A 20,752-nucleotide genomic window follows, 5' to 3' on the forward strand; every position below is an offset into this window, starting at 1 on the left:
ATGGTGGCGTTTCCGGTGAGCCGTCTGCCTTGCCATGTCCAATACCGTTCTGGTCCGGGCGCGTGCGTCCAGCGTTCCACGTCTCCATCCCGATCTCCTGCTGTGGGGCCCGCTGTGTGCGGCAGCCGTGGCCATTGCGCTGTTGCAGAGCGCTGGCGGGGATCTGTGGCTGGCTGATCACCTCTACGCCTGGGAGGGCGGGCGGTGGGCGCTGGAGCACGCCTGGGCGACCGAAACGCTGGTCCACCAGTGGGGCAAGCGGCTGGACGTGGTGGCCTGGCTGGCGCTGGCGGCGGTCCGGATCTATCTGGTCCGCAAGCCTGCCGCCCGGACCTGGGGCAAACCGCTGAACTACCTGCTGGTCGCCACGGTAGCCGGGCCCTTGCTGGTGTCCTGGATGAAGGGCTGGACGCTGGTGGACTGCCCCTGGGACCTGGCCCGCTACGGCGGCGCCCACCCCTACATCGAGCTGTTGCAGGCGCGTCCGGCCGCCTATGGACCCGGCCGTTGCTTCCCGGCCGGCCATGCGAGCGCCGGCTACGGCTGGCTGGCGCTGTTCTTCGGCCTGGGCGCGGTCCGGCCTCGGCTGGGCTGGTTCGGGCTGGCCATCGGCGCGATGATCGGCCTGGCCTTCGGGATCGGCCAGCAGCTGCGCGGCGCGCATTTCCTCTCCCATGACATCGCCGCGGCCACCACCTGCTGGTGTATGGCACGGCTCGTGCAGCGCTTCATGCTGCCCTCCTGGAACACGCGTACATGAGCTCCCGCTCCACCGCCACCCATCCGCCCGCCGCCGCTGTGAAAGGCACCCGCTTCTGGCAGGACGGTTGGCCCGCGGTGTCCAGCGAGACGCTGGTACTGGTGACCAGCCTGTACTTCGCGGTGTTCAGCAACGCTCGCTTCTGGTCGGCGGCGATCAGCTCGCTGGATCGGCAGTGGGGGATGGCCCTGGCCCTGTTGGTGCTGCTGGTCGCCCTGCATGCCCTGCTGCTGGGCCTGGTGGTCAACCGCTGGACGGCCAAGCCGCTGCTGACGGTGGTGCTGCTGGTCACTGCATTTGCCTCGCACTTCATGGTCAAGTTCGGCCTGTACCTGGATCCGGACATGATCCGCAACGTGCTGGCCACCGACCGGCGCGAGTCTTCCGAACTGATCACCTGGTCGCTGCTGATCCCGCTGCTCCTGGGCGGCATCCCGGTGGCGCTGCTGTGGTGGGTGCGCCTGAAGCGGCGCCCGTGGCCGCGCGCGCTCGCAGCGCGCAGTGCGCTGCTGGCCGGCGCGCTGATCGCCACCGGCGCGGCGGCCATGGCCGGCTATCAGCCGCTGTCGGCGCTGATGCGCAACCAGCACGACCTGCGGTATCTGGCCACGCCGGGCAACTGGATCATTTCGTTGATCAATGTCAGCGTGGCCGGCCCGCCGGGGGAGAAGCAGCCCAAGCTGCCCATCGGCACCGACGCGGTCCAGGTGGCGGCCCGGCCGGCCGGCGCCCGGCCGCGCCTGCTGGTGATCGTGGTGGGCGAAACCGCGCGCGCCAAGAACTGGGGCCTGGACGGCTATGCGCGCGACACCACGCCAGCGCTTCGCAAGGCCGACGTGATCAACTTCCCCGATGCCCACTCCTGCGGGACCGCCACCGAAGTCTCGGTGCCGTGCATGTTCTCGCCGTGGGGCCGCCACGACTATGACGAGAAGCGGATCCGCCAACACCAGTCGCTGCTCAACGTGCTCGACCACGCCGGCATCGGCGTGGTGTGGCGCGACAACCAGGCCGGCTGCAAGGGCGTGTGCGATGGCCTACCGACCCAGTCGGTGACCAACGCGAAGGATCCGGACCTGTGCAACACCGAGCGCTGCTGGGACGGCATCCTGCTCAAAGATCTGGACGGCGCGCTCGCCATGGCCAAGGGCAGCAGCGCCGACCGGGTCCTGGTGCTGCACATGCTAGGCAATCACGGCCCCAGCTACTACGACCGTTATCCGCCTCAGTTCGCGCGTTTCACCCCGGCCTGCCAAAACGCCGACCTGGGTCGCTGCTCCCAGCAGGACATCGTCAACGCCTACGACAACGCGCTGAGCTACACCGACCACGTCCTGGCCAGCCTGATCGACCAGCTCAAGGCCCGCACCGATGTGGACACCGCGCTGGTGTACATGTCCGACCACGGCGAATCGCTGGGCGAGAAGGGGCTGTTCCTGCACGGCGTGCCCTACGCCATCGCCCCGCAAGAGCAGACCCACATCCCGATGATCATGTGGTTCGGCGAGGGTTTCGCCCATGACGAGGGACTGGACACGCAGTGCCTGCGCCAGCGCGCGGGCGAGCGGGTCGGCCACGACAACCTGTTTCCCTCGGTGCTGGGCCTGCTGGACGTGAAGACCTCGCTCTACGATCCATCCCGGGACCTGTTTGCGCCGTGCCGAGGCAAGGTGGTAGCAAGCCGGTAGCTCAATCCTGTTGCTGTTGCTGTTGCTGTTGCTGTTGCTGTTGCTGTTGCCGTTGCCGTTGCCGTTGCCGTTGCCGTTGCTCGACAGCTTCTGCTTTTGCGCTTTGCTTCCCCTGTCTGAGCCGTAAAGCGGGCCGAGCACCGCAGCGAAGCAGGGCCGAAGAGGCGCCCTTGTCTGAGCGCAGCGAGTTTGGGCGCCGTGCCCTGCTTTGCGAGGAGCGCAGGGCACCGATGCGCAGCATCGGCGCGCGTCCGGCGAGTCGCGGTTTTGGTGACTTTTGCCGCGACAAAAGTCACTCGCGCCTGCAGGGCGCGAAAGCCTTGCACTTGTCGCGCCGCAGGTGCGATGCCTTTTTCTCCACTCATCAAGCGCACCCGAGCAATGGGTTTGCTCAAAAGTGAAAAGCTTTAAGCAGGATCAAGAGCTTTCACGCCCTTCAGGCGCGACTTCCTTTTGTCTTGGCAAAAGGAAGCAAAACCGTTACTCGCCGGACACTCGCCGCCGCTACGCGGCGGTCCCCTTTGCTTCTCGGAAGCCAGGGCACGTCGCCCAAACTCGCTGCGCTCAAACAGGGCGCCTCTTCGGCCCCGTCTTCCTGCGATGCTCGGCTCGCTTTACGGCTCAGACAGGGAAAGCGAAGAGCACATGCAACAACCAAAGCGACAACAACGGCTCAGAGGCACAGGCACAGGCACAGGCACAGGCAAGCCTGCGCCGTATCAGCTCCGATGCGGCGTCCCCAAATACTCGGCGCTCTGCATCTCGATCAGGCGCGAAGCCGTGCGCTCGAACGCCCCGGCCAGACGCGTGCCCGAATACAGCGCCACGGGCGAGGCGTTCGCGCTGCAGACCAGCTTGACGTGGCGGTCGTAGACCTCGTCGATCAGGTTGACGAAGCGGCGCGCGGCGTCTTCGTTGAGCCGGTCGAAGGTCGGGATGCCGCCGATCACCAGGGTCTGGAACTCCCGCGCCAGCTCGATGTAGTCGGTGGTCGAACGCGGGCCTTCGCACAGCTCGGCGAAGTCGAACCACGCCAGGTCCTGGGTCCGCCCGCGCAGGGCGATCGCGCGCCCGTCGACCTGGATCTCCCCGCCTTGCGCCGGCGCGCCGGCCAGCTCCTCCCAGCGCTGGGCCAGCCACGCCTCGGCCCCGGCATCCAGCGGCGCGCGGTATACCGGCGAGCGGGTCAGGGCACGCAGGCGATAGTCCTGCTCGCCTTCGGCGTAGAGCACCTTGCAGTGCTTGACCAGGGTGTCGATGGCCGGCAGGAAACGCTCGCGCTGCAGGCCGTCCTTGTAGAGATTCTCCGGTGCGGTATTGGAGGTGGTCACCAGGGTCACGCCCTGGGCGAACAGGCGCTCCAGCAGGCGCCCGAGCAGCATCGCATCGCCGATGTCGGTGACGAAGAACTCGTCCAGCACCAGCACCCGCAGCGAGTCCTTCCACTCCTGGGCGATGCGCGCCAGCGGATCGCTCTGCCCAGCGTGCTCACGCAGGCGCTCGTGGATGTCGCGCATGAAGCGGTGGAAGTGGGTGCGATGCTTCTGGCGCACCGGCAGGCCGTCGTAGAACAGGTCGACCAGGAAGGTCTTGCCGCGGCCCACGCCACCCCAGAAGTACAAGCCCTTGACCGGGGCGGGCTTCTTCCAGAGCGCCGACAGGCGGTCCAGAAAGCCGTCCTGCTCCTCCTCGCACAGGGCCGCGTGGATGCGGTCCAGCTCGGCCAGCGCCGCATGCTGGGCACGGTCATCGCTCCATTGGCCGGCCTTGGCGCCCTGCGCATACCGTTGCGAGGGCAGCAGGTCCACCTGCGGCGCGCTCACGCGCCCGCCGCCGGCAGCCAGCCCTTGACCGCGTGCTCAATGGCGCCGCGCAGGTCGATCAGCTTGCGATGGAAGAAGTGACTGGTGTCGGGCATGCGCACCAGCGTATGCGGGGCCTGGTCGCCGATCTCCTCCAGCCAGTCGTAGACGGCCTGCGGATCGACTACCTCGTCGGCGTCGCCCTGCACCACCAGCCAGCGCGACGGCGGCTGGATCCCGGAAAAATCCCAGCGTCCCGCCGGCGGCGCGATGGAGACCAGCACCTGCGGCTGCAGTGCGGCGCTGGCCTTGAGCGAAACGTACGCGCCAAAACTGAATCCGGCCAGCCACAGCACCTTGTCCGGCTGCTGATCGCGGACCCAGGCGACCACCGCGGCCAGGTCCTCCTGTTCGCCGACACCGTCGTCGAACTGGCCCTGGGACTGGCCGACGCTGCGGAAATTGAAGCGCACGGTCGTGATGCCCAGCTCGCGCAGCGCGCGCGCGGCCATCGTCACGACCTTGTTGTGCAGGGTGCCGCCGTCGGTGGACAGGGGGTGGCAGACCACGGCAATGGCGCGGACGGCCGGGACGTCGGCCTCGGGTAGGTCCACGGCCACCTCCAGGGCGCCGGCGGGCCCGTCCAGCAGCAAGGTGCCGGACGCGTTGGGGAATGCGGGGGTTGCCATGGGCGCCATGATAACGCCGACGCCTGCGCAGGCCCGATCAAGCGCTCCGCGGCGACGGGCCAACTGCGGCGCGCTGCGTGGTCCAGGCACGCAGCGCCCGGTGCATCAGGGCAGTCCCGCAACCGAGACGCACCTGGGTGCCCGGCAGCCCATAGCACGCGTGTGGGCCCGGACACAGCGACGCCGGCCCTCGCGGACCGGCATCGGTGTGGGCCGGCGTGCTCCGCCCCGGCCCGTGGCGCCCCTCCCAGGGAGTTGTCTACTTGGTGATATCCACGTGTTTGGTTTCACGCAGGAAGATCATGCCCAGCACCAGGGTCATGACCGAGATGCCGATCGGATACCACAGGCCGTAGTACATGTTGCCGGTGGCGGCCACCAAACCGAAGGAGATCGTCGGCAGGAACCCACCGAACCAGCCGTTGCCGATGTGGTACGGCAGCGACATGGAGGTGTAGCGGATGCGGGTGGGGAACAGCTCCACCAGCCATGCGGCGATGGGGCCATAGACCATGGTCACCAGCAGAGCCAGGACGAACAGCACCGCCACCAGCATCGGCTTGTTCATCCGCGCCGGATCGGCTTTCTCCGGATAGCCCGCCGAGGTCAGGGCGCCTTTGAGCTGGCTGACGAACGCATCGGATCTGGCCTTGCTTTCTTCCTTGGACAGCCCACCGCCTTCGTAGGCGTTGATCTGGTTGCTGCCCACGTTGACGGCGGCCACCGTGCCCGGCGGCGCGGCCTTGACCGAGTACGGCACGCCGGCCTTGGTCAGGGCGGTGGCGACGATGTCGCAGGAGCTGGTGAAGGACTTCTTGCCCACCGGATCGAACTGGAAGCTGCAGGTCTCCGGATCGGCCTGGATGACCACCGGGGCGCTGGTCCGGGCTTCCTCGATGGCGGGGTTGGCGTAATGGGTCAAGGCCTTGAACAGCGGCATGTACAGCACCGCGGCTAGCAGGCAGCCACCCAGCACGATGACCTTGCGGCCGATGCGGTCGGACAGCCAGCCGAAGAACAGGAAGAACGGCGTGGCGATCAGCAGCGCGCCGGCCAGCAGCAGCGCACCGGTGGTGGCATCCACCTTCAGCGCCTGGGTCAGGAAGAACAGCGCATAGAACTGCCCGCCATACCAGATCACCGCCTGGCCGGCGGTGGCGCCCAGCAGCACCACCAGCATCAGCTTGAGGTTGCCGCCCTTGAGGCTGTCGCGGAACGGCATCTTGGAGCCCTTGCCTTCGGACTTCATCTGCTGAAACAGCGGCGACTCGCTGAGCTGCATGCGGATCCAGACCGACACCCCGAGCAGGATGATCGACACCAGGAACGGGATGCGCCAGCCCCAGGCCTCGAAGGTTTCGTTGCCCAGCAGGGTCCGGCAGGCCAGGATGATGGTCAGCGACAGGAACAGACCGACCGTGGCGGTGCACTGGATGAAGCTGGTGTAGAACCCGCGCTTGTTGGCGGGCGCATGCTCGGCCACATAGGTGGCCGCGCCGCCGTACTCGCCGCCCATGGCCAGACCCTGGGCCAGGCGCAAGATAATCAGGATCACCGGCGCGGCAAAGCCGATGCTGGCGTAGGACGGCAACACGCCCACCAGGAAGGTGGACAGGCCCATGATCAGGATCGTCACCAGGAAGGTGTACTTGCGGCCGATACGGTCGCCCAGGCTGCCGAAGAAGGCCGCGCCGAACGGCCGCACGAAGAAACCCGCGGCGAAGGCCAGCAACGCGAAGATGAAGGACGTGGTCTCGTTGACGCCGCTAAAGAATTGCTTGGCGATGATCGCCGCCAGCGAGCCATAGAGGAAGAAGTCGTACCACTCGAACACGGTACCCAGGCTGGACGCCAGGATCACGCGCTTGTGGCCGGAGGTCAGCGTGCCCCCTGAGGAATGCGAAGAAGCAGTGGTGGCCATGGAGGTCTCCGGGTTTTAGAAGCTGTACTTCACGGATGTCTGGATGCGCTTGAGGTCGCCGGACCGGTCGTCTTCGAGATCGCGGCGGCCCCAGGTAAGTTCTGCACCCAGGTCGAGCTTGGGGAACGGGGAATAGATCAGGTTGGCGTGCCAGGACTGCGACCGCTCGGTCACGCCGTAGCCGGTGTACTGCGGGTCGTTGTCCAGCAGCGCGGCCGAATACATCAGATTGCCGCGCAGCTGCGGCGAGAACAGGTGGCGCCAGGCGACGTAGCCGCCATAGGCGTTTTCGACATGCAGATCGGCGTCTGCATCGAGCACGGTGTCCGGCGCCAGGCCCAGGGCCATGTAACGGCCGACGCCCTTGCCGCCATTGACCTGGAAGCGCAGGTCGTCGCTCTTGCCCATGTTGAGCTTGCCCGACACGCTCAGCGCGCCGCCGCTCTTGTCCTGGTCCAGGTACTTGAACTGCCGCAACAGGCCCGCCACGCTGAAACTGCCCCAGTCGCCCTTGGTCGCCCACTTGGCAGTCAGGTCCGGCAGCGCGTTGTCGCCGGAGTTGGAGCGCGCACCGGTCAAATAGGCGCTCATGGTGGTCTGCGGATTCTCCAGGGACATGGAGAAGCCCCCGTTGGTATAGCGCAGCTGTGCCTGGCGCACGAAGATCACGCCATCGGTGGGCCCAAGGAAGTCCACCGCGTCCGGCAGCGCCTCGGGGGCCATGAAGTTGGTCCAGGTCTGGCCGGCCAGCCAGTGGTTCCAGCTGACGTAGGCATGACGCAGGGTCAGCGCATAGGTGTTGGTCGAGGTCTCGTTGCCGGCCAGCGTGTTGCTGCCGCCACCGAACATGTCCGCCTCGATGTACGCCTTGAGCTTGTCGCCGTTCTCGGTGACGGTATCCATCGAGACGTTGAAGCGCGAGAACTGCGCGTGGAAGTCGGTGTAGCCATCGCCGCCGTCGGCGCCGGCACCGCCCACCGGAATGGAGGCCGGGACGTAGAACAGGCGGCCGGCCGAGCCGTCGGTGATGCGGCCATCGGAGGTGTCGGTGTACATGCCATCGAACTTGATGAAGCCACCGAAGGTGAAGGTGGTGTTCGGCATCGCGCCGGAGACGATGGACTGGGACTGAATCGGCGCCTTGCCGGCTGGGGCCGTGGCCACCGAGGTGCGTACCTGGTCGATCTGGGTCTGGGCCTGGGTGACCTGGCCCTGGGTCTGGGTCAACTGCGACTGCTGCTGTTGCTGCGCATTGAGCAGCGCCTGGACCTGTGCCTCGAGCTGGGCCACACGGGCCTCCAGTTCCTTTTCTTTCTTGGTGTCAGCCAATGCAACGCCAGGCAGCAGCAAGGCGATCGTCAACGCAGCCGTCAGCGGCCGGCGCGACATCGAAGCGATGCGTGTGGTCATGTCCCTTCTCTCCCAGGAAGTCCGCGTCGTACACGGTTGGAACGTCCTTTCCCCGAGGACGTGGGCGCAGACTGCGCGTGCCCCATGACCGCAACCATTCGTCTTTGGTCGAAACGCGTCTCACTTTAAGACCAAGGTCTAACGGGCTTGCTGCGTTGCGCAAACCACTGATCGGTCAAACTTGTGGACGACGAAAAGGCTGGCCGGACCCCACCCCGGCTTGTCCATATCCACCGTGTTGAGAAGGAGGTAGTTCCATGTCCGATCTGTACCCCGTCGATCCCGCATTCGCCAAGCAGGCGCTGGTGGATGCCGACACGTATGCGCGGGATTACCGCGCCTCGGTCGAGGATCCGGAGGCGTTCTGGTCCAAGGCCGCCCAGCGGCTGGACTGGATGAAGCAGCCCACTCAGATCAAGGACGTGAGCTACGACCTGGAAGACTTCCGCATCAAGTGGTTCGCCGATGGCGAGCTCAATGCCAGCGTCAACTGCCTGGACCGGCAGCTGGACAAGCATGGCGACAAGATCGCGCTGCTGTTTGAGCCGGACAGTCCGGATTCGGAAAGTTACGGGGTGACCTACCGCGAACTGCACGCACGCGTGTGCAAGCTGGCCAACGCGCTGCGCAGCCTGGGCGTGGTCAAGGGCGACCGGGTCACCATCTATTTGCCGATGATCCCCGATGCGGCCGTGGCGATGTTGGCCTGCGCGCGCATCGGCGCGGTGCACTCGGTGGTGTTCGGCGGCTTTGCGCCCAATTCCATCGCCGACCGGGTGATCGACTGTGGCAGCAAGCTGATCATCACCGCCGACGAGGGCCTGCGTGGCTCCAAGAAGATCCCGCTGAAAAGCAACGTCGATGCCGCGCTCAAGCTGCCGGGCACCAACAGCGTGGAGACCGTCTTGGTGGTCAAGCACACCGGCGGCGCGGTGGACATGCAGGCCCCGCGCGACCGCTGGTTTCATGACGTGGTCGACAGCCAGCCGGCGACCTGCGAGCCGGAGCGCATGAACGCCGAGGATCCGCTGTTCATCCTGTACACCTCTGGCTCGACCGGCAAGCCCAAGGGCGTGCTGCACACCACCGGCGGCTACCTGCTGTGGGCGGCGTACACGCATGAGGTGGTGTTCGACCTCAAGCCCGACGACATCTACTGGTGCACGGCCGACGTGGGCTGGGTCACCGGCCACAGCTACATCGTCTACGGGCCACTGGCCAATGGCGCCACCTCGCTGATCTTCGAGGGCGTGCCCAACTATCCGGACAACTCGCGTTTCTGGCAGGTCGTGGACAAGCACCAGGTCACCCTGTTCTACACCGCACCGACCGCGATCCGCGCCCTGATGCGCGACGGCGAGGCGCCGGTCAAGAAAACCTCGCGCAAGTCCCTGCGCCTGCTGGGCACGGTCGGCGAGCCGATCAACCCGGAAGCCTGGCGCTGGTACTACGAGGTGGTCGGCGACAGTCGCTGCCCGATCGTGGACACCTGGTGGCAGACCGAGACCGGGGGCCACATGATCACCCCGCTGCCCGGCGCCACCGCGCTCAAGCCCGGCTCGGCCACGGTGCCGTTCTTCGGCGTGCAGCCGGCGCTGGTCGATGCCAATGGCGCCGAGCTGGAGGGCGAGGCCGAGGGCAACCTGGTGATCAAGGACTCCTGGCCGGGCCAGATGCGCACGGTCTACGGCGACCACCAGCGCTTCATCGACACCTACTTCCGCACCTATCCGGGCACCTACTTCACCGGTGACGGCTGCCGCCGCGATGCCGACGGCTACTACTGGATCACCGGGCGCGTGGACGATGTGATTAACGTCTCCGGCCACCGCATCGGCACGGCCGAGGTGGAAAGCGCGCTGGTCTCCCACCCCAAGGTGGCCGAGGCGGCCGTGGTGGGCTTCCCGCACGACATCAAGGGCCAGGGCATCTACGCCTACGTCACCCTGGTGGCCGGCGAGCAGCCCAGCGAGGACCTGCACAAGGCGTTGATCGCCCACGTGCGCAAGGAAATCGGGCCGATCGCCTCGCCCGACCACCTGCAGTGGGCGCCGGGCCTGCCCAAGACCCGCTCGGGCAAGATCATGCGTCGCATCCTGCGCAAGATCGCCGAGAACGCACCGGATCAGCTGGGCGACACCTCGACCCTGGCCGATCCTTCGGTGGTGGATTCGCTGGTGTCCGAGCGCAAGGTCCAGTAGGGGGCATGGGCACCGTGGCCAGTGACGCGTCGAAAGCCGATCGCCTGGTCTGGCACTATGCCAGCCGGGCCACGTACGAATCCCCGGCGCATGCGCGCGACGGGGAGACGCACCGGCCCGACCCCCACACCACGATCCCCGCTTCCATGACCACACTGCTGATTGCCGACGACCATCCTCTGTTCCGGGAAGCCCTGCGCGGCGCCGTCCAGCGCGTGCTGCCCGGCGTGCACCTGCACGAGGCCGACAGCGTCGATGCACTGTACACCCTGGTGGAGGCCAATCCCGATGCGGACCTGCTGCTGCTGGACCTCAACATGCCCGGCGCACACGGCTTCAACGCCTTGGTCCACCTGCGTGCCCTGCATCCGCAGCTGCCCGTGGTGGTGGTGTCCGCGCGCGAGGAGCCGGCGGTCATGCGCCGGGCCCTGGACCACGGCGCGATGGGCTTCATTCCCAAGTCGGTCGATTCGGACACCATCGGCGAGGCCATCGGCCAGGTGCTCGACGGGGAGCGCTGGGCACCCGAGGAGGCGCACAACGCGCCGGCCATCGGCCGCGACGAACACGAAGTCGCCCAGCGCCTGCGCGACCTGACGCCCCAGCAGTTCCGCGTGCTGCAGATGCTGGGCGCCGGCCGATTGAACAAGCAGATCGCCTACGACCTGGGCGTGTCCGAAGCCACCATCAAGGCGCACGTCACCGCGATCCTGCGCAAGCTGGGCGTCACCAATCGCACCCAGGCCGTGCTGATGGCCGGGCGCCTGTCGGTGGATCCCGATGGCCTGATCCCGCCCCCGGAAGACCAGGAATAAGCGTTCCTCGGTGGGAGCCGCCATGGCGGCGATGATGCCCTCCCGGAAACGCCCTTCGCCGCCGTGGCGGCTCCCACGAGGTCTGTGGCATGGATGATGCCGCCACCTACGCCGCGCTGATCGACGAGGCCTTCGCCGACTACCACGCGCGCTTTGCGCACATCACCCGGTGCTTTGCGGGCACCGAGGCCGGGAACACGCCTGTGGGAGCCGCCATGGCGGCGATGACGCCTTCCCGAAAACGCCCTTCGCCGCCGTGGCGGCTCCCACGAGGTCTGTGGCATGGATGATGCCGCCACCTACGCCGCGCTGATCGACGAAGCCTTCGCCGACTACCACGCGCGCTTTGCGCACATCACCCAGTGCTTTACGGGTACAGAGGCCGGGAACACGCCTGTGGGAGCCGCCATGGCGGCGATGACGCCTTCCCGGAAACGCCCCTCGACGCCATGGCGGCTCCTACGAGGTCTGTGGCATGGATGATGCCGCCACCTACGCCGCGCTGATCGACGAAGCCTTCGCCGACTACCACGCGCGCTTTGCGCACATCACCGGGCGCGCGAAGCTGCGCTTTGCGCAGCGCGACTGGAATGGCGCGCGCGACGATGCGGTCGAGCGCATCGCGCTCTACGACGCCTGTGTGGACGAATGCCGGCTGCGCCTGCAGGCGGTGATGGGCCCGCGCGCATTCGACCGCACGCTATGGCATGCCATCCGCGAGCGCTACGCGACGCTGATCGACGCGCAGATCGACCGCGAGTTGTACAAGACCTTCTACAACACGCTGACCCGGCGCTTCTTCCGCACCCAGGGCGTGGATGCGCAGGTGGAGTTCGTGGCGCTGGACATCGCGCCCACCGAGGCCATCACCCATCCGGTCGCGCGGCACAACTATCTGGTCTCGCAGACCCGGCCGGTGGACACCTTCGCCCGGCTGCTGGGCGACTACGTGTTCGCCGTGCCCTATGCGCACCAGGCGCGCTGCGCGGCCGCCATCGCCGTGCGCCTGCACGACGACCTGGCCGGCTGGGGCGAGCCGGTGCGCGCGGTGGAGCTGCTGGACACGGTGTTCTATCGCGAACGCCGCGCCTACCTGGTCGGCCGGGTGCTGGGCGAGACGCGCTTTGCGCCGTGCATGATCGCGCTGATCCACGACGAGGCCGGCCTGCGCGTGGACGCGGTGCTGACCCGGCGCGCGGACGTGGCCCAGTTGTTCGGCATCTCGCGCAGCTACTTCCACGCCGACCTGCCCACGGTTGGCGATGCGGTGGTCTTCCTGCGCACCTTGCTGCCGCACAAGCCCATCGATGAGCTGTACACCGTGCTGGGCCGCGCCAAGCAGGGCAAGACCGAGCGCTTCCGCACCTTCTATCATCACTTTGGCGATCACCCTGGCGAGCAGCTGGTCCAGGCCGAGGGCACGCCCGGACTGGTAATGGCGGTATTCACCCTGCCCAGCTATCCGTTGGTGTTCAAGCTGATCCGCGACCGCTTCGCCGAGACCAAGCAGGTCACCCGGCAGGAGGTGCAGGAGCGCTATGCCCTGGTGTTCAACCGTGACCGGGTGGGGCGCTTGCTCGACGCGCAGCCGTATCGCGCGCTGCGCTTCCCGGTCGCGCGCTTCGCCCCGGCGCTGCTGGCCGAACTGCGCGACACCTGCGCTGGCAGCCTGACCTTCGAAGGGGACGATGTGATCATCGCCCTGTGCTACGTGCAGCGCCGGCTGCGCCCACTCAACCTGTACCTGCGCGAGCAGCCGGCCGAGGCCGCGCGCGCGGCGGCGCTGGACTACGGCCAGGCCATCGTGGACATGGCCCGCAACAACATCTTCCCTGGCGACATGCTGCTGAAGAACTTCGGCGTCTCGCGCCACGGCCGGGTGGTGTTCTACGACTACGACGAGGTGCGGCTGATCACCGACTGCCAGTTCCGCGACTGGCCCCAGGCGCAGAGCTACGAGGAGCAGATGGCCGACGAGCCCTGGTTCCATGTCGCTCCGGGCGACGTGTTCCCCGAGCGCTTCGTCCAGTTCATGGGCTTGCCCGCCGCGCTGGCCCAGGCCGTGCGCGCGGTGCATGGGCAGCTGTTCGACCCGGCCTGGTGGCGCGAATTGCAAGCCGCGCTGGCGCAGGACCGCTATCCCGACACCCCTCCCTATCCGCCCTCGCTGCGCGTGGCCTGAACGCCGCGCACACCTGCCATACGCCGCCACAAAAAAGTGGTTGACGCCTTCTGGATGCAGGCACAGACTGCCGCCCGCCCGGCGCAGCCACAGCGCGTCGGTTCCTTTGGTGAAGCGCCCTTCCTCATGCCCAGCGACCCTTCCAGTCGATCTTGTCTGCCGTCAACGGTGGCTGCGCGCTGAGTCCTGATCGGGTTCGGCCAGGCGGCCGTTGCGGCTGCCCAACCAGGCCGTTCCGATGAACCTGAAGCACTTCTCCTTCAAGACCACCGATGCGGTGGCCGCCCAGCTGGACGCGCTGCGTCCGCTCAACACCGCCGACGTGGTCGAGCGGCTCAACAAGCTCAAGCCCGCCCTGGCCGACGCGACCTTCGCCCGCCTGTCCGACGCGCGCGCGATCAATGTGCTCGAGGCGCCCGAGCTGCTGCGCGGCCCGCAGCTGCTGCAGGCCCTGCAGCGCCCGCGCCGGGCGCGCGTGCTCGAAGGCATGGCCGACGACCGCGCCGCCGACCTGGTCCAGGCGCTGGAGTTGACCGACCAGGCCGCAGCCCTGGCCGACTTGGCCGCGCGCGCGCCGGCCAGTGCGCACGCGGTGCAGAAGCTGATGCGCTACCGCCCGCGCACCGCCGGCGCGCTGATGACCACCGAGTACGTCGGGGTGCCGGCCGACTGGACCGTGGCCCAGACCCTGGACCACGTGCGCGAGGTCGAGCGCAAGCGCGAGACCGTGTATGCCATCTACGTGCTGGCTCCCGGCAGCGACGTCCTGCAGCAGGTCGTGACCCTGCGCCGGCTGATCACCGGCCAGCCTGGCGACAACATCCTCACCGTGGCCCAGGTCAATCCGCCGGTCACCGTCTCGCCGCTGACAGACCAGCAGGAAGTCGCGCGCCTGATCCGCCGCCACGATCTGCTCTCGCTGGCCGTGGTCGACGATGCGCGCCGCATGCTGGGCATCGTCACCGTGGACGACATCATCGACACGATGATGGAGGAAGGCACCGAGGACGCGCACAAGTTCGGCGGCCTGGAGGCGCTGGACGCGCCGTACATGCAGATCGGCTTCTGGCGGATGATCCGCAAGCGCGCGGGCTGGCTGTGCGCGCTGTTCCTGGGCGAGATGCTCACCGCCAGCGCGATGCAGCACTTCGAGGGCGAACTGGACAAGGCGCTGGTGCTGACCTTGTTCATCCCGCTGATCATGAGTTCGGGCGGCAATTCCGGCTCGCAGGCGACCTCGCTGCTAATCCGCGCCCTGGCCCTGGGCGAGCTGCGCCTGCGTGACTGGTGGAGGGTGGCCCTGCGCGAGCTGCCCACCGGCATGCTGCTCGGCGCGATCCTGGGCGTGATCGCCATCCTGCGCGTGGTGGCCTGGCAGCGGCTGGGAATCTACGACTACGGCCCGCACTGGCCGCTGGTGGCCCTGACCGTGGGTGCGGCGCTGGTGGGCATCGTGACCTTCGGCTCGCTGACCGGCTCGATGCTGCCGTTCGCGCTGCAGCGGCTGCGCTTCGACCCGGCCAGCGCCTCGGCACCGTTCGTGGCTACCCTGGTGGATGTCACCGGGCTGGTCATCTACTTCAGCATCGCTCTGCTGATCCTGAGCGGGACGCTGTTGTAGGCCACCGCCGTCGATGGAAGCCGCTATTGGTGGAGATGGGAGCGGCGGTGGGAGCCGCCATGGCGGCGAGGGGCTTGACTGGTAAGGCCTCATCGCCGCCATGGCGGCTCCCACCGCGGCTAGCTGGGTTCCGATGAGCTCTACCAGGCCTGCGCTCGCGCAGCGCGTCATGCGAGGGCATCGCCCCGCCGTGTAACGTGTGGGGCGATGTCCCGCTTCCAGATCGCCGCTGCCATCGCATGAGCACCTACCGCCTCAAGTCCGTGTTCGCGCCGACCTCGATCGCCATCGTCGGCGGCAGCCCGCGCGATCGCTCGGCCGGGCGGGCGGTGGTGCGCAACCTGCGCGCGGCGGGGTTCCCTGGGCGGATCGCTTGGATCAATGCGCGCTACAAGCGCATCGACGAGGTGGACACCGTCCCGCGGCTGTCCGACCTGGACTACGTGCCGGATCTGGTGATCGTCACCGCCCCGGCGCGGACCGTGCCCAAGGTCGTGGCCACCGCGGCCGAGCGCGGCGTGGCCGCCGCGATCATCCTCACCGCCGGCCTGGGCCAAGGCCCCGGCTCGCTGGCCGAAGCCACCGAGCGTGCCGCGCGCGCGCATGGCCTGCGCCTCCTCGGGCCGCATTGCCTGGGCGTGATCGCCCCGCACGCCAGGCTCAACGCCAGCATCGCTGCACACACCCCACTACCCGGCGACCTGGCGCTGATTTCCGAGTCCTCGGCCATTGCCGCGGCGCTGGTGGAATGGGGTGTCGCGCATCAGGTCGGGTTCTCCGCGGTGGTCTCGCTCGGCGACGCGCTCGATGTGGATTTCAGCGACCTGCTGGACCACTTCGCCACCGACTACCGCACCCGCGCGATCCTGCTCTACGTCGAATCCATCCGCGACGCGCGCAAGTTCATGTCCGCCGCGCGTGCGGCCGCGCGCGGCAAGCCGGTGGTGGTGGTCAAGTCCGGACGCGGGCGCGAAACGGGCGGCACGACCCACACCCAGACCCTGGCCCGCCCCGACGCGGTGTACGACGCCGCCTTCCGACGCGCCGGCCTGCTGCGCGTGGGCGCGCTGGACGAGCTGTTCGCCGCCGCCCAGACCCTGGGCCGACTGGGCACCTTTCCTGGCCGGCGCCTGGCGATCCTGTCCAACGGCGGCGGCGTGGGCGCCCTGGCCCGCGACCAGCTCGGCGCCCTCGGGGGCACCCTGGCCGGGCTGTCGGAGGCCACCGTGGCGCGCCTGGACCAGGCCCTGCCGGACTGGTCGCGCGAGAACCCGGTGGACATCGTGGTCGACGCCGACGGTGAGCGCTACGCGGCCGCGGTCGAGGCCCTGCTCGCCGACGCGGAGAACGACGCGGTGCTGGTGGTCAACGTCCCCACCGCCTTCACCTCCTCGGCCGATGCGGCGCAGGCGCTGACCCAGGTCGTGGGCCAGCGCCCCCGCCACAGCCGGGCCAAGCCGGTGCTGGCCGTGTGGCTGGGCGGTGGCGAGGCCGCCCTGACCACGCTCAACGCCGCGCACATTCCCAACTATGCGACCGAAGCCGACGCGGTGGCCGGCTTCATGCACCTGGTGCGCTATCGCGAGGCCCAGACCGCGCTGATGGAGACGCCGCCCAGCCTGCCGCAGGATTTCGTGGTGGATGTCGGCGCCGCCCGCGCCATCGTCGAGGCGGCGCTGGCCGATGGCCGTCAGTGGCTGGACCCGATTGCCGCCACCGGCGTGCTGCGCGCCTACGGCATCCCCACCGCGCGTATCTGGGCCGCGGCCGACGCCGAGGCCGCGGTGAAGCTGGCCCAGCCATTGCTGGACGAAGGCCTGCCGGTCGCGGTCAAGGTGCTCTCGGCGGACATCCCCCACAAGTCCGACGTGGACGGGGTGCGCCTGAACCTGGTCTCGGCCGAGGCGGTGCATGCGGCCACCACCGCGCTGATCGAGCGCGCGCGCCGGCTGCGCCCGGAGGCGCGCATCGACGGCGTTGTGGTCCAGCCCACGGTGCTGCGCCCCAAGTCGCGCGAGCTGATCGCCGGCATCGCCGACGATGCGGTGTTCGGCCCGGTGATCGTGTTCGGCCGCGGTGGCACGGCGGTGGAGGTGATCGACGATGTGGCCCTGGCCCTGCCGCCACTGGATCTACGCCTGGCCCACGAGCTGATCGGCCGCACCCGGGTCTCGCGCATCCTCAAGGCCTACCGCGACGTGCCCGCCGCCGACGAGCGTGCCGTGGCACTGGTCCTGGTCAAGCTGGCCCAGCTGGCCGCCGACATTCCCGAGATCCGCGAGCTGGACATCAATCCGCTGCTGGCCGACGCCAGCGGCGTGGTCGCGGTGGACGCGCGCATCGCCGTGGCGCCCTCGCGCCAGCTGCACAAGGGTCGCGGGCATCCGCGTCTGTCGATCTTCCCCTATCCCAAGGAATGGGAGCGCCACATCACCCTGTCCGACGGCAGCGAGACCTTCGTGCGGCCGGTGCGGCCGGAGGACGACGCGCTGTTCCGCGCGTTCTTCGCCCGGGTCACCGACGAGGACCTGCGCCTGCGCTTCTTCCAGTCGGTCAAGCATTTCAGCCACGAGTTCATCGCGCGCCTGACCCAGCTGGACTACGCGCGTTCCATCGCCCTGGTGGCCATCGACCCGGGCAACGGCGAGATGCTCGGCGCGGTACGCCTGCTGGCCGACGCCGACTACGACCGCGGCGAGTACGGCATCCTGATCCGCTCGGACCTCAAGGGCGCCGGCCTGGGCTGGCAGCTGATGCGGATCATGATCGACTACGCGCACTGGCAGGGGCTGCGTCAGGTCGAGGGCCAGGTCCTGCGCGAGAACCGCACCATGCTGGCCATGTGCCGGCAGCTGGGCTTCACCCTCAAGCCCGACCCGGACGATGCCTCCATCACCAACGTGACCCTGCCGATCCACAGCGCCCGGGGGCAGCCCTGAGCGGCAAAACGGGCCCGGGGTCACCTTCCGGACACTGGCCCCTGTCGCGGTGCATCAACCGCGCGTTAGGCTCGACCCATGCGCCGTCGGCGCGGACTGGGCAACAGGGGGCGTCACGTGGTGCGGGTCGCGATCGTAGGCTCTGATCTTCAAACCGAAGTGGCGCTGATGCGCCGCCTGCAGCGCATTGCCGCCCTGCCCGCCAACGGCCTGACGCTGGTCCACGACCTGGACGACTGCGATCTGTTGGTGCTGCGCGAGGTGCCGGCGGCGCTGCCGACCGACACGCGCCTGGCCCAGGTGCGGTCCGACCGACCGCTGTGGCTGGTCGATGCCGGCGGACGCTTGTCCGACCCGAGCCAGGGAACGGCACCCCTACACGAGCAGGCAATCCGACAGGCGCTGCAGACCCTGCACGCCCCGCATGCCGAGACCAGCCGCACCCCGGCCGGCCCCACGCGCCCCTTCGCCGAGCAGATCCGCGAGCAACTCCGTGCCCGGTCCGCACAGGCGGTGCTGTCCCTGGATGGCGTGGACGTGCTGCATCTGGATTTCGTCGCGGGCCAGGCCGTACCACTGCACAGCGCGCGCCAAGCGGTGGACATCGTGCCGGGATTGCTCGGGCCGGGCTTCGACCGGCTGCTGCTGCGGGAGACATCGACCGCACCGGCCGATCAGGATCCGAGCATGGCGCTGACCCCGCTGCTGTGGCAAACGGCGCTGCGCATGCGCATGGTGCCGCAGCTGATCGCGCCGCTGACCGAGGCCACCACGCTGCGCATGCGCCAGTGGCCAGATTTCCGCGTGCTGGCCCATCGCCATGACGACTTCCGGCTGTGCACGCTGCTGCTCAAGCAGGCCAGTACCGCCAGCGAGGCGGCGGCACAGCTGAAGATGGACACCGGCGCGGCACGCGCCTTCTTCAACGCCGCCTACCTCAGCGGCCACGCCGTGCTCGAGGGCGAGGCGGACGCGCTTGGCGATGCCGCGGCCGATGCGCCCATGCCCCCGCCGCCCACCACCACGCGCCTGTCGCGGCTATGGCAGCGCCTGTCGCGGCTATGGCAGCGCCTGCGCGGCGGTGCCCGCCGTCGCGCCAGCGACTGAGCGCTCGGCTGCGCAGCGCAGGGTGCTGATGGCGGCTTGCCGAACGGCGCAGCAGCGGCGCGGTTGGTCTCGTTGGGCATGCCGACGGTAGAGACGTGGCGGGCGTAGGCAAATGGCAAGAAGCGCCTGACGCCATGCCCCCGGCGGGAAAGCGCCGCCGGCGTCTGCAGACATGCTTCTGCAACCCGCTGCAGCGACGCGACGCCACCCCAGCTCACGACACCTGACCGCCCCAGGCATTCACTTTGGTCTACTTCCACCGGCGGGCGCTTGGCGGGACATTTCGTTTCCGTCCAGCTCGGGAGCATCGCCTTGAACATCTCCGCCTTGTCGCGCTGGAGCGGGCTCTTGCTGCTCCTCGCCTCGACCTGGGCCGCGCATGCCGCGGATGTGCCCGACCCGCGCGTGCCGCTCAACGGCGTGCAGGTGCCGCTGTCGGCCTATGCCTCGCCCGAGGCGCGCGAGCGCCTCCAGGCCATGCTCGATGCGCACGCGCGCGGCGAGGGCCCCGGCAAGGACATCGCCGCGGCGCGCGCGTTCTACGACGCGCAGAACAGCGACCGCGTCGCGCGCATGCGCAAGCGATGGCCGGTGCGCACCAGCGAGGCGCGCTTCGACGGCGTGCTGGCCGACGTGGCCGAGCCGGCCGACGGCATCGCGCCGGCCAACAAGGCGCGTGTGCTGATCAATCTGCATGGGGGCGCGTTCCTGTGGGGCGCGCGCAGCGGTGCGCTGGCCGAGGCCATTCCCATCGCCGGCGTCGGCAGGATCAAGGTGGTCTCGGTGGATTACCGGCAGGGGCCGGAGCACCGCTTCCCGGCGGCCAGCGAGGATGTGGAAACCGTCTACCGCGCGCTGCTGCGCGACCATCGCCCGCAGGACATCGGGATCTACGGTTGCTCGGCCGGCGGCTATCTCACCGCACAGGTGGTGGCGCGCCTGATTTCGAAGAAGCTGCCGCTGCCCGGCGCGGTCGGCACCTTCTGCGGATCGGTGGCCGCGCCCGATGGCGACTCCATCTACACCTCGGCCGCGCTGGAAGGGCAGCAGGTGCCGGCCGGCCCGCCCAGGCTCTCGGACTATCCCTATTTCCGCGGCGCCGACCTGTCCGACCCGCTGGTGTTCCCGGCCAACTCGCAGGCCATCCTCGCCCGCTTCCCGCCCACACTGCTGATCAGCGGCAGCCGCGACTTCGCCTTGAGCTCGGTCCTGCGCAGCCATGCGCTGCTCGACGCGGCCGGCGTGGACGCCGAGCTGCACGTGTGGGACGGCATGTGGCATGCGTTCTTCGTCGACCCCGAGCTGCCCGAGTCGCAGCAGGCCTACGCGGTGATCTGGCGCTTTTTCGATCGTCATCTTGGCCACGCATCGGTCGCTGCCCGCCAGGCGCGCTAGGACTTGCCCGTCGCGCCGAGCGATGGGTATGGGAACTCCCGGCGCATGGGGCCAGTTGCCGCAGGGTGCACGGGACGCGCGGCTGCGGGCCCATCCCCGGCAGCGCCGAACTCCCGCCGAGCCCGCTCGGAATCGTGCGGACACGCGCATCGCCTCGGCCAGCGTGGGTTTAACGCGCGGCTGCTAGCGTGGGCGGGTGATCCTTGCCGGCCCACTGGTCAG

Annotated in this window: 15 protein-coding genes; 11 read left to right on the plus strand and 4 right to left on the minus strand. The window is 68.6% G+C overall.

The features are described 5' to 3' along the window. Nucleotides 1-34: 34 nt before the first annotated feature. A complete protein-coding gene (locus tag PJ250_RS06535) occupies nt 35-760 on the plus strand; it encodes a phosphatase PAP2 family protein (RefSeq protein WP_271647778.1) in 726 nt (241 codons plus the stop codon). Then, on the plus strand, nt 757-2,448 hold the full coding sequence (locus PJ250_RS06540) for a phosphoethanolamine transferase (RefSeq protein ID WP_271647779.1): 1,692 nt from the start codon (nt 757-759) through the stop codon (nt 2,446-2,448). Before PJ250_RS06535 ends, PJ250_RS06540 begins: the two co-directional genes overlap by 4 nt. A gap of 719 nt (nt 2,449-3,167) precedes the next feature. Here the strand turns inward: PJ250_RS06540 and zapE are convergent. The 4 genes from zapE to PJ250_RS06560 all read right to left on the minus strand — a co-directional run bounded on the left by zapE (nt 3,168) and on the right by PJ250_RS06560 (nt 8,270). Then, nucleotides 3,168-4,256, minus strand: coding sequence for a cell division protein ZapE (gene zapE / locus PJ250_RS06545; protein WP_333909521.1), 1,089 nt, complete (start codon nt 4,254-4,256; stop codon nt 3,168-3,170). An 11-nt stretch (nt 4,257-4,267) separates the two neighbouring features. Further along, nucleotides 4,268-4,939, minus strand: coding sequence for an alpha/beta hydrolase (locus PJ250_RS06550; RefSeq protein WP_271647780.1), 672 nt, complete (start codon nt 4,937-4,939; stop codon nt 4,268-4,270). 259 nt (nt 4,940-5,198) lie between these two features. Next, on the minus strand, nt 5,199-6,860 hold the full coding sequence (locus tag PJ250_RS06555; RefSeq protein WP_271647781.1) for an MFS transporter: 1,662 nt from the start codon (nt 6,858-6,860) through the stop codon (nt 5,199-5,201). Between the two features lie 15 nt (nt 6,861-6,875). Further along, a complete protein-coding gene (locus PJ250_RS06560) occupies nt 6,876-8,270 on the minus strand; it encodes a DcaP family trimeric outer membrane transporter (RefSeq protein WP_271647782.1) in 1,395 nt (464 codons plus the stop codon). Nucleotides 8,271-8,527: 257 nt separating this feature from the next. Here PJ250_RS06560 and acs point away from each other — a divergent pair, with 257 nt between their 5' ends. From acs to PJ250_RS06605, 9 genes are all read left to right on the plus strand, one after another. Beyond that, nucleotides 8,528-10,471, plus strand: coding sequence for an acetate--CoA ligase (gene acs / locus PJ250_RS06565; RefSeq protein ID WP_271647783.1), 1,944 nt, complete (start codon nt 8,528-8,530; stop codon nt 10,469-10,471). Nucleotides 10,472-10,617: 146 nt separating this feature from the next. After that, nucleotides 10,618-11,286 carry a response regulator transcription factor gene (locus PJ250_RS06570; protein ID WP_271647784.1) on the plus strand — a complete coding sequence of 223 codons (669 nt, stop codon included), beginning with the start codon at nt 10,618-10,620 and terminating at the stop codon, nt 11,284-11,286. A gap of 89 nt (nt 11,287-11,375) precedes the next feature. Beyond that, on the plus strand, nt 11,376-11,576 hold the full coding sequence (locus PJ250_RS06575) for a hypothetical protein (RefSeq protein ID WP_271647785.1): 201 nt from the start codon (nt 11,376-11,378) through the stop codon (nt 11,574-11,576). Next, entirely contained in the window at nt 11,569-11,769 is a 201-nt protein-coding gene (locus PJ250_RS06580; RefSeq protein WP_271647786.1) for a hypothetical protein, read from the plus strand. The genes PJ250_RS06575 and PJ250_RS06580 overlap by 8 nt, the downstream gene beginning before the upstream one ends. Continuing rightward, the gene (gene aceK, locus PJ250_RS06585; protein ID WP_271647787.1) at nt 11,762-13,468 is read left to right on the plus strand and encodes a bifunctional isocitrate dehydrogenase kinase/phosphatase; all 1,707 of its coding nucleotides are present in this window, start codon (nt 11,762-11,764) and stop codon (nt 13,466-13,468) included. The genes PJ250_RS06580 and aceK overlap by 8 nt, the downstream gene beginning before the upstream one ends. Nucleotides 13,469-13,706: 238 nt before the next feature. Further along, nucleotides 13,707-15,089, plus strand: a complete 1,383-nt coding sequence (gene mgtE / locus PJ250_RS06590; protein WP_271647788.1) for a magnesium transporter — start codon at nt 13,707-13,709, stop codon at nt 15,087-15,089. Between the two features lie 239 nt (nt 15,090-15,328). Continuing rightward, nucleotides 15,329-18,028 (plus strand): bifunctional acetate--CoA ligase family protein/GNAT family N-acetyltransferase, encoded by a 2,700-nt coding sequence (locus tag PJ250_RS06595; RefSeq protein WP_271647789.1) that lies wholly within the window; start codon nt 15,329-15,331, stop codon nt 18,026-18,028. Nucleotides 18,029-18,196: 168 nt separating this feature from the next. Further along, nucleotides 18,197-19,135 (plus strand): hypothetical protein, encoded by a 939-nt coding sequence (locus PJ250_RS06600; RefSeq protein WP_271647790.1) that lies wholly within the window; start codon nt 18,197-18,199, stop codon nt 19,133-19,135. 312 nt (nt 19,136-19,447) lie between these two features. Further along, nucleotides 19,448-20,530 (plus strand): alpha/beta hydrolase, encoded by a 1,083-nt coding sequence (locus tag PJ250_RS06605; RefSeq protein WP_271647791.1) that lies wholly within the window; start codon nt 19,448-19,450, stop codon nt 20,528-20,530. The last annotated feature ends 222 nt before the right edge of the window (nt 20,531-20,752 follow it).

This window comes from Pseudoxanthomonas sp. JBR18 (assembly GCF_028198165.1).
In the GTDB taxonomy this organism is placed as follows: Bacteria; Pseudomonadota; Gammaproteobacteria; order Xanthomonadales; family Xanthomonadaceae; genus Pseudoxanthomonas_A.

Coding starts and splice junctions, on each gene's coding strand:
- PJ250_RS06550 (WP_271647780.1), bottom strand. CDS start 4,939: ATGGCAACCCCCGCATTCCCCAACGCGTCCGGCACCTTGCTGCTGGAC.
- PJ250_RS06580 (WP_271647786.1), top strand. CDS start 11,569: ATGGATGATGCCGCCACCTACGCCGCGCTGATCGACGAAGCCTTCGCC.
- PJ250_RS06555 (WP_271647781.1), bottom strand. CDS start 6,860: ATGGCCACCACTGCTTCTTCGCATTCCTCAGGGGGCACGCTGACCTCC.
- PJ250_RS06595 (WP_271647789.1), top strand. CDS start 15,329: ATGAGCACCTACCGCCTCAAGTCCGTGTTCGCGCCGACCTCGATCGCC.
- PJ250_RS06570 (WP_271647784.1), top strand. CDS start 10,618: ATGACCACACTGCTGATTGCCGACGACCATCCTCTGTTCCGGGAAGCC.
- PJ250_RS06560 (WP_271647782.1), bottom strand. CDS start 8,270: ATGACCACACGCATCGCTTCGATGTCGCGCCGGCCGCTGACGGCTGCG.
- PJ250_RS06540 (WP_271647779.1), top strand. CDS start 757: ATGAGCTCCCGCTCCACCGCCACCCATCCGCCCGCCGCCGCTGTGAAA.
- mgtE (WP_271647788.1), top strand. CDS start 13,707: ATGAACCTGAAGCACTTCTCCTTCAAGACCACCGATGCGGTGGCCGCC.
- aceK (WP_271647787.1), top strand. CDS start 11,762: ATGGATGATGCCGCCACCTACGCCGCGCTGATCGACGAAGCCTTCGCC.
- acs (WP_271647783.1), top strand. CDS start 8,528: ATGTCCGATCTGTACCCCGTCGATCCCGCATTCGCCAAGCAGGCGCTG.
- PJ250_RS06535 (WP_271647778.1), top strand. CDS start 35: ATGTCCAATACCGTTCTGGTCCGGGCGCGTGCGTCCAGCGTTCCACGT.
- PJ250_RS06575 (WP_271647785.1), top strand. CDS start 11,376: ATGGATGATGCCGCCACCTACGCCGCGCTGATCGACGAGGCCTTCGCC.
- PJ250_RS06600 (WP_271647790.1), top strand. CDS start 18,197: ATGCGCCGCCTGCAGCGCATTGCCGCCCTGCCCGCCAACGGCCTGACG.